Raw genomic sequence first — 12,641 nt, forward strand, 5'->3', positions numbered from 1 at the left:
GCCGTTACTGGGTGGACGGCCGAGGCCGACCGAACTTCTCGAACAGGATCATCGCCAAGAGGTTCGGTCCGGCAAAGCCGCGGCGTCACATGGAAGGGGGCTGGCGGCTGGGTGATCTTCTCGCATTCGCGGCAGGTGAACTTCTCGCGCACGGTCTGGATCACTTTCCACTGACGCGGGATTACCTCCAGCGTCTCGGTGATGGCTTCACCCAGCTTCGCTAACTTGGCCGAACCGCAGCACGGGCAGTTCGCTCTCAAGCTGCCGAAAAGCGGCGCCGTCTTTTGACGCCGGGTTGTTGTGGACCGGAGAGTCTCATTGACTCTGCGCTTTCCGCGTTGGAAATAAGCCTGATAGTTGCAGAGAGAACAGCCATGGCAGACGACAACAATATCGAGACCGTCGAGACGACGACCACCCCGGCCGAAATTGCGCCGCCGAAAAAGCGCGCGGAGATTATTATCGCGTCTGTCGAATGCTACCTCAATGAACTCACTTCTGACCCGACGTCCATCATCTTCTATGTTGCTGACGTAATGCCGAACTGGCTGGCTTCTCGATCGCTCGTATGACGTCCCGCGCCTGCTGGGAGGTGCAGGCCGGCGTACATTCTAAGCACAGAAAACGAGGCATCGGCTCTGCGCTGCTGACCAACATCTTCGACGAGATGCGCAGTCGCGGATCGGGGAGTTGTGAGGCAATGATCCACGCCAAAAATATGGCCTCGATAACGATGATTCGGCCGTTCTTACAAGAGCAGGGAGAATCCGAGGATTTACCGGGTTTTCTACGGTTCAGATCGTCTTGGTAGGCCGGATCAGAGGGTTGCGCTACAAAACACCGTTGGATGGCCGAGCTCACGTCGTGGCGAGATCTCGGTACACGGCGACAATCACGGTGAGATGCGTAATCGATCCTCACACAGATACGCCGTCTTATCCTGATCGTCGCGCTATAAGCTGGCCTGCTTCACCGAGAAACAGCTCAGCGCCAGTGGGAGCGTTGCAAGTGAAACAATTGACGTGGCTATCCGTAGCGTTCTTCATGCTTATTTTGGCCATGCGGTTGCTTGCCGATTTCATGTGAATGCAGCAATGTCAGGTTCGCCTCCAAGAATTCCGCGAGCTCGCGGACGGCCGGTTCTAGTTTTTTTGTCAGGGCGATGAGTTTTACGGTCGCACCGCGGTTGATGCAGACTATAACGGCCTGGCCCTTGATGAAGGAGAAGGGGACCGTCTGGCGCGTGTCCTGGGCGCCAACGATGTTCTCTTTATGAGAAATCATGACGTTATGGTCTGCGCGCCGAACATCGCTGAAGCCTGGGACGATCTTTATTATCTCGAGCGGGCGGCAGAAGTGCAATTGAAGGCGATGAGCACAGGGCGGCAGCTTCTGCCCGTCGATCCCGAGATAGCGAAAGCGACCGCCAAACAGATGCGGGAGGGCGATCCGGAAAGCGCACGGTTGCATCTGGAAAGCCTCAAGCGCCGGCTTGACGTCAAGTCGCCCGATTACAGATCGTAAAGTGGTGACGGCAAGTCATTTTGCCTATTTTCAGCATTGTCCATGCGCACCCATGCGCTTTGCGCATGAGTGCGATGAGCAATCGTCGCTGTTTTGAAACGATTGAAATCACTATGTTCGGAATATCGAAATCACGCTGGGGCCAAGAGGTTGCTGACGTCGCAAACCCTCAGGAAAGGGGAATGTCATGAACGTAGCCCGCTCCTTCAATAACTGGCGCAAGTACCGTCAGACTGTAAACGAGCTTGATCGGATGTCGAACCGCGAACTGCAGGATGTCGGCATCGACCGCGCGGAGATTCGTAACGTGGCCCGCGCCGCTGTCTCGCGTTAACGCACAGCACCTGATTTTATACTTGCTTGACGCCCGCCGACGACGCGGGCGTTTTTGCTTGCGCGCAGTGAGGTTTCAGGCATGCGATTCCGGTATAGCTGCGGTGCAGCATAAGGCGTAGGAACCGTGAGGGATTGGTGTATCATTTCAGGTGTCGAAGCAATGCATCTCCTCCCGCATGGCTTCGCAATGCAGGCGACCTACTCCTCCCAGGGACGCCTGCGAGAACGGCGACGCTCCTCCTCCCAGTCGCTGTTCGGTTCCGTTGGAAAGCCTGCCGCATCTCCTCCCGCGGCAGGCTTTTTGTTTTGGCCGGGAACGTTATCAGCCGTGTCGAGGCAGTGCCCTACACCCTGCCACCACCAGAATGGTCAAGACATAGATCAGCGCGACACGCAGATATACCAGCGAACTCTCGAACCGTTGGTGCTTGACCCATCCGTGATTTCCGCACGGTTCGTAACGTCACGAAGGCAGCGCTTCGTCGCGAATGATCGGATAATCCGTGAATCCTCGGGCGTCGCCGCCATAGAAGGTACTGCATCGGCCTTTGCGTCCGGCCGACGCTGTTCGCGTCGGGTCATCTCAGAGCAGCGCGGAACCCGAGGTAGGGTCAGCGATCCCCCGGAAAAGCCTCAAATCGATTGATCCTGAAATCGTCGAGAAAGACGTCGGTACCGCCGGTGGTCATCACCTCTGCCATTACGTCGCCGACGCCCGGGCCAAGCTGGAAACCATGGCCGCAGAAGCCGAAGGCATGGAAGAGGCCCGGTGTCGTGGCGGAGGGTCCCATCACCGGAAGACCGTCGCCGACATAGCCCTCGCAACCGGACCAGGTTCGGATCACGGCGACATTGGCGAGCGCCGGCAGGATCGGCAGCAAGGCCCGCAGTTGTCCGGGAAGGCGCGCCGGATCCGCCTTGGCATGTCCGCTGTCCAGCGAGACGTCGGTCCTCTCCGCCCCGCCACCAAAGACGATGTTGCCGCGCTCGACCTGACGCAGGTAACCGCCGCCATGGTCATGCGCCCACACGCCGACGACTGGCAGGATGCGATGGGGAAGCGGTTCCGTCACTCCCATCTGCGGACCTTTGGCGACGATCGGGACGTTCTCGCCGAACTGGGCGGCAATGCGGGCGCCCCAGGCTCCCGCCGTGTTGAGCATTGCCTCCGCAGCGTACGCTCCCCTGGAGGTCTCGATCCTGAAGCCGGAGGCGGACTTCCTGATCGCCGTCACGTCCGCTTCCTCGACGATCTCCGCGCCCAGACGCCTCGCGGCGTCGGCGAAGGCCGGCGCGATCAGCCGGGGATTGCCGCTCCCGTCCTTCGGGGAAAAGGACGCCGCGATCGCTTCAGGGCCAAGGCCCGGAAAGCGGCTGCGGATCTCGTTCTGCCCTAGCTCCTCGAGATCGACGCCCCACGGCCTGGCCGCCTCGGCGAAGGCGCGCATCTCGTCAAGGCCGGCCTGGCTGAAGATCAGCCTCAGGTGGCCGGTGGCACGAAACTCCACGTCCCGGCCCAGCATCCCGGAGGCCTCTCCCCACAGCGCCAGCGAACGGCGCGCGAGGCCGAGCTGGGGGATATAGCGGCCGCTCCGACGGATGTTTCCGAAGGATGCGACCGTCGCCCCGCTGCCGACCCGGTTGCGTTCAAGCAGCGTCACTCGCACGCCGCGCCGGGCGAGAAAATATGCGGAAGCGGTCCCCATCAGGCCGCCGCCCAGAATGATCGCGTCCATCGGTTCCCCGCGTTGCTGAATTGATTTCCAGCCTGCGCGATCCGACGGGATGAAGTCAAAGTCGAGGTTTTGCCTCCTCCATAAGTCGAGCCTATGGGATGGCCGGACCCGATCCGCATAAGTCGTCCTTATGGCTCCTGCCCGTTTCGATCTTGGACCTTGCCGCGCCATTCGTGCCAGCTTTCCGGCATCACGGAGAAAGGGAACCGGAATGGTCAGCATGTCAGCGTCGGCGGCGAGCGAACTCGGCCAACAGGACTGGAAGATTGGCGTCGATATCGGCGGAACGTTCATCGATTTCTGCGCCCTGGAGACCCGTTCGGGGCGCGTCGCCTCATTGAAGGTTCTGACGACCCCGGATGATCCGGGTGCCGAGCTGATGACGGGCCTCACCCTGCTTGGTGAGAGGGAGGGTCTCGATCCCGCAACCGTCACCCGCTTCGTCCACGGCACCACCGTTGGCATCAACACCGTCATCCAGCGACGCGGCGTGACCCTCGGGCTGCTGACCAATGCGGGCTTTGAGGATGTGATCGAGTTGGCGCGCCTGAGAATGCCCAACGTCTACTCGCTTTTTTGCTCCCGACCAGACCAGCTTGTCGCGCGCGACATGGTCTTCGGCATCCCTGCCCGCCTACGGGCAGATGGAAGCGAGGTGGAAGCACCGAATCTGGAAGCGGTCGCCGCGGCCGTTGCAAAGGCGAGGGCCGGCGGCGCTGCCGGTATCGTTGTCTCGTTCCTGCACTCCTGGCGCAATGATGCCCATGAGGTGGCGGTCAAGCAGGAAATCGCCCGGATCGCTCCCGAGCTCTTCGTCTTCACTTCCTGCGAGGTCTGGCCGGTTATCCGCGAATATGAGCGGACAACCACGGCCATCCTGAACGGCTACGTGCATCCGCGCGTTTCGGGCTATCTGGCGGCGCTGGAGGAGAAGCTGCTTTCACGCGGCGTGATGGCACCGGCGCTGCTCACCAAGTCGAACGGCGGCGTAATGAATGCTGACGAAGGCAAGCGTTCCTGCGTCCAGATGCTGCTTTCCGGTACCGCCTCCGGCGTGATCGGCGCGGCCTGGCTCGCCCGTCGTGCCGGCGAGAGGCATGTCTTGACCCTCGACATCGGCGGCACGTCGGCCGACTTCGCGCTGATCATCGATGGCGAGCCGCAGTTCGGCACCGGCGAACTGATCGGCGAGTTCCCCCTGCACATTCCGTCCGTCTCCGTCAGCTCGATCGGCATCGGCGGGGGGTCGATCGCCAGCGTCGATGCGCAGGGCGTATTGAGGGTCGGACCGGAATCGGCGGGCTCGACACCGGGACCTGCCTGCTACGGGCGCGGTGGTATGGAGGCCACGGTCACCGACGCCATGGCCGTCTGCGGGTGGCTCGGTCATAGCCAAATGGCCTATGGACAGCTGCAGATCGATGTCGCGCTGGCCCGCGCGGCGGTCACGCGTCTGGCGGAAAAGATCGGCCGCACGGCAGAGGAGGCCGCCCAGGCCATCCTCGATATCGCCATCTCGGAAATGTTCGTGGAGGTCGAGAAGCTGGCCTCGCGGGCCGGCGTAGATCTTCGGGAATTCACGCTGATGCCGTTCGGCGGCGGCGGACCGATGCTCGGGGCGTTCCTTGCCCGCGAGTTCAAAATGGCCAAGGTCATCGGCCCGCCGCGGCCCGGCGTCGTGTCAGCGCTTGGTGGCCTCGTAGCCGACCTGCGCGGCGACTTCATCCGCACTGTGTTTACCCATCTCTCCGACGAGGCGGCACCGCAATTGCGCGAGGCGCTGGAATCGCTTGCGGTCGAGGGGCGCGGCTGGCTCTCCAAGCAGGGCCATGCCGGTGCCGCGACACTGAATGTCTCTGCGGACATGCGTTATGTCGGCCAGAGCTTCGAGATCGAAGTGCCGATCCAGGCGGCCTGGATCGCCGAAAACATGCTGGGCTCGATCGAAGAAGCCTTCCACGCCATGCACGCCCGGCTCTACGACTTCCACGATCCGGATGGAGCGATAGAGATTGTCAACCTGCGCCTTTCGGCAATCGGCGCCGGGCCGGCGCTGGAATTCCCGGCCGACACCAGCGAAGGCGGCAAGGCGCTGGAGCCCGAGCGCGAGATCCCGGTCTTTACAGGCAAGTCCTTCGAATGGATCGGCCTCTATCGCCGCGATCGCGTGCGACCCGGCAGCCGCTTTGCCGGCCCCGCGGTCGTTGCCCAGGAAGATACAACCTTTGCAATCCCGGCAGGCACGCATGTCGAGGTCGACCGTCACCTCAACCTGCACCTCACCTTCTCGGAGTAACAGCCCATGTTCGATCCTTTGAACCTTCAGGTGTTCGCCAACCACACGCGGGCTGCCGCCGAAAACATGGCCTATACGCTGCAGCGGACGGCGCATTCCGCCTTCGTCAAGGAGACGGAAGACTTCACGGTGATGCTGATCAACCGCAAGGGCGAGACCTTCGGCGTGCCGATGGGGCTGGGGGCTACGTGGTATCCGGGGCTGACCTACTCCCGGGCGATCGAGATGATCGACCACTACAAGCCCGGGGATGTCGCATTCACGAACGATCCCTATTCCTGCTTCGTCGCGACGCATGCGCCGGATACGCATCTGTGGAAGCCGGTGTTCTACGAGGGGGAGATCATCGCCTGGACGGGCGGCCATATCCACAACACCGACATGGGAGGCGCCGTGCCGGCGTCGTTGTCGCGGGCACTGACCGAAATTCATCAGGAGGGCATCCGCTTCCCGCCGATGAAGCTGGTCAACGAAGGTGTTTTCGATGAAGACATCCTGAAGATCATGACCACAAACGTTCGCAAGCCCGATCTTAACATCGGCGACATGAAAGCTCTGGTCGGCGCCCTGAATACAGGGGAGCGGAAGATCCTCGCCATGGTCGAGAAGTTCGGCAAGGAGGCCTTCCTGGAAGGCACCGAAGTCCTGCTTGACCACGCGGAAGCGCAGGCGCGCGATCTTCTGCGCTCCATGCCGGACGGGACCTGGGAATTCGTCGACTATGCCGACGAGGATTCCGTCGAAGCCAACCCGTGCCGACTGAAGCTGACGCTGACGATCCGCGGCGACGAGGCGCTCCTCGATTTCACCGGTTCGGATCCGCAGCTCGGCTCTTCGCTCAACGTGCCCTCGGGCGGCGATCCGCGCCACACCATGCTTCTGGTCGGCGTCTATTACGTGCTCTACACGTTGAACCCGAAGATCCTCCTGAACACCGGGCTGACGCGGCCCTTCTCCTGCATCACGCCGAAAGGCAGCGTGCTGAATCCAATTGCACCGGCGGCGGTCGGCATGCGTTCGCTGACCTGCGCCCGCCTGCGTTCGGTCATCTTCGGCGCCTTCAACCAGGCCGTCCCGGAGAAGCTGCCGGCAGCGCCTGCGGGCAACAACTGCATCGTCAACGTGATGACCACGGACGAACGGAACGGCCGCACCGTGATCGCCGCCGTCAATCCGGTGGTCGGCGGCGGCGGCGGCATGCCCCATCGCGATGGGACCAACGGCTCCGGCGCCGATGCGGCCTATCTCAAGAACACACCGATCGAGATCACCGAAACGGAAGTGCCAATCGAGTTCGTCAAATACGGGCTCGCCAGGGACAGCGGCGGCGCCGGGCGCTGGCGAGGCGGCCTTGCCACCGAAATGGCCTTCCGGGTCTTTTCGCCCGGCAGCCGCATCACCGCCCGCAACCGCGACCGCAGCTTCTTCCGTCCCTGGGGCACGCTGGGCGGCAAGGCTGCCGGCCTGTCGGACATGGTCCTCAATCCCGGCCGCGACGACTACCGGCGCCTCGGTAATATCGACACCGCGATCCTGCAGCCCGGCGACGTACTGGAAATCCGCTCCGCCGGTGGCGGCGGGCGCGGCAATCCGATCGAGCGCGAGACCTGGCGCGTGGCACAGGACGTCGCGCGAGGCTATGTCTCGCCAGAGGCCGCGGAACGCGACTATGGCGTCATCATCCGCGACGGCACGGTGGACGAGGCGGAAACCGAGAAACTCAGGGCCGCCCGCACGGCATCTTCCTCTCACTTCCACTATGGTCCCGAGCGCGAGGGTTACGAGGCGCAATGGACACCAGCAGCCTATGACCTGTTGACGGAAATTCTGCAGGGGCTGCCCATCCACTGGCGCTTCTTCACCAAGACGGAGATCTTCCGCCGCATGAAGGGGCGTGCGGGAGCCGAGGGCGTGGCCGCCGCGTTCGCGGATGTCCGGGCGCGCTTCAGGGACATGCCCGAGCCCGTGATCGCCAGAAAAGAGGCTGCCGAATGATATCCGGACCGCAGGCCGCCCGGCAGGCAGGGCGAATGGTGCGCCTTGCCGAACAGGGCAGGCCGCAGGTCCGGTTCCGGCTGGACGGTGCCGATTGCGCGGCGCTCGCCGGCGATACGGTGTTGACCGCCGTGCTGGTTTCGGCGCCTGCCGTCCGGCAGTCGGAGTTCGGGCCAGAGCAGCGGGCGGGATTCTGTCTGATGGGCGCCTGCCAGGACTGCTGGATCTGGCGCGAGGACGGTGGGCGGCTTCGCGCCTGTTCGACGCTGATCGCCGATGGCATGCAGCTGCGGACCACCCCGCCTGAGGGTTGGCAGTGATGGTGCCCGGCGCGGAAAGCGTTGTGATCGTCGGTGCCGGTCCGGCCGGCATCCGCGCCGCCGAAACGCTGGTGAATGCCGGCATCAGGCCGGTGGTGATCGACGAGGGCATGAAGGCCGGGGGCCAGATCTACCGCAGGCCGCCGGAAGGGTTCACGCGGCCACCCGAGAAGCTCTACGGGTCCGAAGCCCGCAAAGCTGTGACCCTTCACACGCTGTTCGACCGCATGGTCGCCGCTGGCGAGATCGACTATCACCCCCAGTGCTCGGTGCTGGCGTTGGCCGGCAACCTCCTGCAGGTGCTGGCCCCCGGCGGCCGCAAGGAGATCGCCTACGACCGCCTCATGCTTGCCACCGGTGCCATGGACCGGCTGGCACCGGTTCCCGGCTGGCAGGCGCCCGGCGTCTACAGCCTCGGGGCCACGCAGATCGCTCTGAAGGCCCAGGGTGCCGCGCTCGGCCGCCGCATCGTTCTGGCCGGATCCGGCCCGCTTCTGACCCTGGTCGCGACCCAGTTGCTCAAGGCCGGCGCGGAAATCGCTGCAATCCTTGATACATCCTCGCTTGGTGACCAGATGGCTGGGCTTGCAGGCATGATGGTGCGGCCCGGCCTGGTTCTGCGTGGCCTGCTCATGCGCGCGAAGCTCGGCCGGCTCTATCACGCCGGTGTCAGGCTTGACGGTATCGAAGCGGACGAACGCGGGCCGATCGGCATGCGCTGGCGTGACGCGCGCGGCAGGACGCATTTCACCGAATGCGACATGGTCGGGCTTGGATGGCATCTGCGTGCTGAAACGCAGCTTGCCGGCCTGGCGGGCTGCACCTTCGACTATGACGGGGACTGGGCGCAATGGCTGCCGCGCACCGACAGGATGGGCCGCGCCGCCGAAGGGCTTTATCTGGCCGGCGACGGGTTGCGGATCCTGGGCGCGGACGGGGCAGAGGTCGCGGGTCGGCTTGCGGCGGCAGCGTGTCTTGCGGACATGGGCCTGCCGTCGCCGGACGTGGCGGCCGACCTGCGCCGGCTGGATCGTTACGAGCGCTTTGCCCGCGCCATGGCACGCGCCTTCCCCTGGCCGGCCGAAGCCGTCCGCGCCGTAGCGGACGAGACGATCGTCTGCCGTTGCGAAGGCGTTACGGCCGGGCAGTTGCGCGAGAGCGCCGCCTATGGCGGCGGTGAAGCGAACCGGGTCAAGTCGCTCGCTCGCGTTGGGATGGGGCGCTGCCAGGGGCGCTACTGCCAGCTCGCCGGCGCCGAGTTGATTGCCGGCAAGGCCGGGATCAAAGTCTGCGACGCAGGACGGTTGCGCGAACAGGCACCGGTGAGGCCATTGCCGATCGGCGCATGGGTTCGCGATGCCTGACCGGGTGGCGTCAGGACGCCTTCGGCGCCGAATTTTCCGCATTCAGGACCGCAACGCAGGCCGCACGAAGGTCGTCGCGCATGGCGAGATGGCTTCCCGTCAGCGGGCGGTCCCGGCTCGTCAGCAAGGCGATCGGGACGGAAATTTTCTGCTGGAGCGGCCGGCGGACGAGACCGGGAAACTGCTCCCATGGCAGGAGGCCGTCGACGATCGCCACGCCAAAGCCGTCGCGCACGAAGGGAAGGGCGGTGATGGAGATGTCGATCTCGATTGCCGGGTTGAATATCTGCTTCTCCGCGGCTGCCGCGGCGACCAGCAGTCGCCCGGGCAAGGTGCCGGCGCGGTATGATATCAACGTCTCGTTCTGGAGGTCGGCAAAGGAGATCTGCTGCAGTTCGGCCAGCGGATGTTGTTCGGGGACGATGCAGACCAAGTCGGTATACCCGAGTGTCTCCACATCGATGCCCGTACGGGGCTTGTTGTTCATCACGAGGCCGAGCGGCGAGTCGCCGTCGCGAATCATGTCAACGATGTTGACCAGCGGGGCGATCAGCGAACGCACGATGATATCGGGATGGGACGCGCGGAACGAGAGGAGCGCCTTAGGAACGATCGACATCGCCGGCGGTGCCGAAGCCGCCACCCGGATCAGCCCGGTGCGGCCGAAACGCATGTCCGTGGTGCGTCTGCGAAGGGCGCTGAGTTCGGAAAAGATCCGCTCGCATTCCGGATAGAGCTCTTCGGCCTCCCGGGTCGGGATCAGCTTGCCGCGGACCCGGTTGAACAGCTTGAAACCCAGCTGGTCTTCGGCATGCAGCAGGATTTGGCTGAGCGCCGGCTGCGATATGTTGAGCATGGCAGCAGCGCCGGTCACCGTCCCGTTCCGCATCAGCATGCAAAAGACCTCGAGTTGCCGTGCCTGCATTCGGACGTCCTATGGTTCTCAATGGCAGAGCCTAGTTTATCGACCGGAAATCAGAAGTCCGCCACTTTGCCCCAGGCGGATGCTTGGAAGCGCTTGGGATGGTAGGGCTCCGGATCGACGATCGGGGCGGTAGCGGTGACGATGTCGGCGATCAGATGACCCGCGCCGGGGCCGATACCGAAACCATGGCCGCTGAAGCCGGCGGCCAGGATGAAGCCCGGAACGGTTGCCACCTCTCCGATGGCCGGCACGCCGTCGGGGGTCGAATCGATATATCCGGCCCAGCTTGCCGTGATGCGGCGCCCGCCGAGCGAAGGGAGAAGCTCGATGGCGCGCTGATGCGTCAGCCTGATCGTCCTGCGGTCGAAGGCCGGATCGAGGATGCGCATCTGCTCCATGGGCGTCGGACGGTCGAGGCGCCAGCCGACCAGGCTTTCATGGCCACTGCGGATGCCCTCTAGGCCTCCCGGCGACAAGCTGCGCCAACGGCGCATGAACATCGGCAGGAACTGGCCGGCGAAGCGCATGTTCTGGGCCGTGGGATCGACCCGCCCCCGCCCGCTGATGGCCAACGTATGGCCGCCGTCACCCCTCCTGGTCACCGAAACGCGGGCCGTGTGAAGGGCATCAGGCAGATCGCCTGCGCCCGGCTCGACCGACAGGATCGAGGAGCGCACTGAGGCCTGCGGAAAACGGATGCCGAGCTGGCGGCAGAAGGACGAGGCCCAGGCTCCGCCGGCGAGAACGGCGATCTTCGTTCTGATCGTGCCATGCTCCGTCACGACTGCCGAAAGCTTGCCGCCTTCCAGTTCGATGCCGCGTGCGGCGCAGTTCTGGTGCACCGTGCCGCCCAGCTTCGCAATGGCCCGGGCCACCGCCGGCGCGGCATTGGCCGGATCGGCGGTACCGTCGGTCGGCGAGAAGACGCCGCCCTTCCAGGCGCGGCCGGTCGCCTTGCCGCGCTCGCTGGCCTTGGTGCTGTCGAGCATGCAGGTGGTCACGCCCACCGTGCGGGCAAAGTCCCTCCAACGGGCCCATCCAGCCAACTCTTCCTCATTGTCGCTCAGGTAGAGCAGGCCGCAACGCCGGAAGCCTGTATCCTCGCCGCTCTCGGCGGCGAACCTCTCCCAGAGGTCCAGGCTCCTGGTCGCCATCGGAAGCTCGCGCGCGTCACGGTTTTGCTGGCGGCACCATCCCCAATTGCGGCTCGACTGCTCGGCACCGACGCGGCCCTTCTCGACGAGCGCCACCTTCAGGCCTCGCCTGGCCAGGTAGTAGGCCGCGAAGACGCCGACGATACCGGCGCCGATGATGACCGCATCCGCAGCCTGCGGCGATCCGGCGTCGGTTTCCACGAGTGCGAGCGGTGCTGGCATGAATTCAGCCTCCTGGGGCGTGACCTGGTTCAGGCTTCAGCATAGTGGTGGCGGCCGCGCGGAGGTTGCCGCACACGCTCGTGGGACAGCACAAGATTCCGCTGGTGGCCGATGATCCAGCGTATTGTGCCGGTCGTTCGTACGCAGAATGAAATAGACAAGGAAAGCCAGAGTGTTAAAGTCAATTCGAAATATCTGCGGCATAAAATGCTGCAAGCCGCCGGCCGCCGCAGGAGGTGTCAGCATATGAAGCTCGACCGCATCGACATCAAGATCCTCTACGAACTTCAAAAGAACGGCCGCATCACCAATGTCGAACTCGCCGAACTGGTCAATCTGTCGCCCAGCCCCTGCCTGATGCGCGTCAAGAAGCTCCAGCAGGAGGGCTACATTGAAGGGTATTCGGCCCAGATCAACATCGGCAAGCTTGGCCAGACACTGACCGTCTTCACCGAGGTCACGCTGAAAAATCACCGACAGATCGACTTCGCGCGCTTTCTTGCGGCGGTCGAAAAAGTCGATCAGGTGATCGAGTGCCATCTGGTGTCGGGTGGGTACGACTACATGCTCAAATTCGTCACCGCCGGCATCGGCGAATATCAGACGATCATGGAGCGGCTGACCGACATGGACATCGGTATCGATAAGTATTTCAGCTTCGTCGTCCTGAAGTCACCCATCGTCAAGGCGCACATGCCGCTCACCAGCTTGTTCATGGTATAGCCGGTCGGGTCGCCTGCGGCGTCGGCCGAAAGCCTATTTTCTGCCT

General features: G+C 63.8%; 12 protein-coding genes and 2 pseudogenes. 9 read left to right on the top strand and 5 right to left on the bottom strand.

The genetic code is table 11. The features are described from left to right. Window positions 1-16: 16 nt before the first annotated feature. Window positions 17-254 (bottom strand): annotated as a pseudogene (locus QM996_RS30155) (IS66 family transposase zinc-finger binding domain-containing protein); the annotation flags it as partial. A gap of 120 nt (window positions 255-374) precedes the next feature. Here QM996_RS30155 and QM996_RS30160 point away from each other — a divergent pair. Further along, a complete protein-coding gene (locus QM996_RS30160) occupies window positions 375-572 on the top strand; it encodes a hypothetical protein (RefSeq protein WP_334197472.1) in 198 nt (65 codons plus the stop codon). After that, complete coding sequence (locus QM996_RS30165) at window positions 569-811, top strand: GNAT family N-acetyltransferase (protein WP_500270436.1); 243 nt, start codon at window positions 569-571, stop codon at window positions 809-811. The genes QM996_RS30160 and QM996_RS30165 overlap by 4 nt, the downstream gene beginning before the upstream one ends. Before the next feature lie 215 nt (window positions 812-1,026). Here QM996_RS30165 and QM996_RS30170 read toward each other — a convergent pair whose 3' ends face one another. After that, window positions 1,027-1,284 carry a hypothetical protein gene (locus tag QM996_RS30170; RefSeq protein WP_500270437.1) on the bottom strand — a complete coding sequence of 86 codons (258 nt, stop codon included), beginning with the start codon at window positions 1,282-1,284 and terminating at the stop codon, window positions 1,027-1,029. On the opposite strand from QM996_RS30170, the pseudogene QM996_RS30175 reads away from it, so the two are divergent. Next, window positions 1,165-1,524 (top strand): annotated as a pseudogene (locus tag QM996_RS30175) (class II aldolase/adducin family protein); the annotation flags it as partial. The gene QM996_RS30170 and the pseudogene QM996_RS30175 sit on opposite strands and share 120 nt — an antisense overlap. A 187-nt stretch (window positions 1,525-1,711) precedes the next feature. Beyond that, window positions 1,712-1,858 (top strand): DUF1127 domain-containing protein, encoded by a 147-nt coding sequence (locus QM996_RS30180; RefSeq protein ID WP_334197473.1) that lies wholly within the window; start codon window positions 1,712-1,714, stop codon window positions 1,856-1,858. A gap of 613 nt (window positions 1,859-2,471) precedes the next feature. Here the strand turns inward: QM996_RS30180 and QM996_RS30185 are convergent. Continuing rightward, a complete protein-coding gene (locus tag QM996_RS30185) occupies window positions 2,472-3,596 on the bottom strand; it encodes an NAD(P)/FAD-dependent oxidoreductase (protein WP_334197474.1) in 1,125 nt (374 codons plus the stop codon). A gap of 220 nt (window positions 3,597-3,816) precedes the next feature. Here QM996_RS30185 and QM996_RS30190 point away from each other — a divergent pair, with 220 nt between their 5' ends. The 4 genes from QM996_RS30190 to QM996_RS30205 are packed head-to-tail and all read left to right on the top strand — an operon-like array spanning window position 3,817 to window position 9,571. Next, on the top strand, window positions 3,817-5,892 hold the full coding sequence (locus QM996_RS30190; RefSeq protein ID WP_334198719.1) for a hydantoinase/oxoprolinase family protein: 2,076 nt from the start codon (window positions 3,817-3,819) through the stop codon (window positions 5,890-5,892). Window positions 5,893-5,898: 6 nt separating this feature from the next. Further along, window positions 5,899-7,887: a hydantoinase B/oxoprolinase family protein gene (locus QM996_RS30195; RefSeq protein ID WP_334197475.1), complete on the top strand. Its 1,989-nt coding sequence runs from the start codon at window positions 5,899-5,901 to the stop codon at window positions 7,885-7,887. A 35-nt stretch (window positions 7,888-7,922) separates the two neighbouring features. After that, window positions 7,923-8,207, top strand: coding sequence for a (2Fe-2S)-binding protein (locus QM996_RS30200; RefSeq protein WP_500270438.1), 285 nt, complete (start codon window positions 7,923-7,925; stop codon window positions 8,205-8,207). Further along, window positions 8,207-9,571 carry an FAD/NAD(P)-dependent oxidoreductase gene (locus QM996_RS30205; RefSeq protein ID WP_334198720.1) on the top strand — a complete coding sequence of 455 codons (1,365 nt, stop codon included), beginning with the start codon at window positions 8,207-8,209 and terminating at the stop codon, window positions 9,569-9,571. Before QM996_RS30200 ends, QM996_RS30205 begins: the two co-directional genes overlap by 1 nt. A gap of 10 nt (window positions 9,572-9,581) precedes the next feature. Here QM996_RS30205 and QM996_RS30210 read toward each other — a convergent pair whose 3' ends face one another. Both QM996_RS30210 and QM996_RS30215 read right to left on the bottom strand, forming a co-directional pair. Then, window positions 9,582-10,496 carry a LysR family transcriptional regulator gene (locus tag QM996_RS30210; protein WP_334197477.1) on the bottom strand — a complete coding sequence of 305 codons (915 nt, stop codon included), beginning with the start codon at window positions 10,494-10,496 and terminating at the stop codon, window positions 9,582-9,584. A 50-nt stretch (window positions 10,497-10,546) separates the two neighbouring features. Further along, on the bottom strand, window positions 10,547-11,872 hold the full coding sequence (locus tag QM996_RS30215; protein ID WP_334197478.1) for an NAD(P)/FAD-dependent oxidoreductase: 1,326 nt from the start codon (window positions 11,870-11,872) through the stop codon (window positions 10,547-10,549). A 246-nt stretch (window positions 11,873-12,118) separates the two neighbouring features. Between QM996_RS30215 and QM996_RS30220 the strand changes: the two genes are divergently transcribed. Continuing rightward, complete coding sequence (locus QM996_RS30220; protein ID WP_112597145.1) at window positions 12,119-12,595, top strand: Lrp/AsnC family transcriptional regulator; 477 nt, start codon at window positions 12,119-12,121, stop codon at window positions 12,593-12,595. The last annotated feature ends 46 nt before the right edge of the window (window positions 12,596-12,641 follow it).

It is taken from the genome of Sinorhizobium chiapasense (genome assembly GCF_045277575.1).
GTDB classification, from domain to species: Bacteria; Pseudomonadota; Alphaproteobacteria; order Rhizobiales; family Rhizobiaceae; genus Ensifer; species Ensifer chiapasense_A.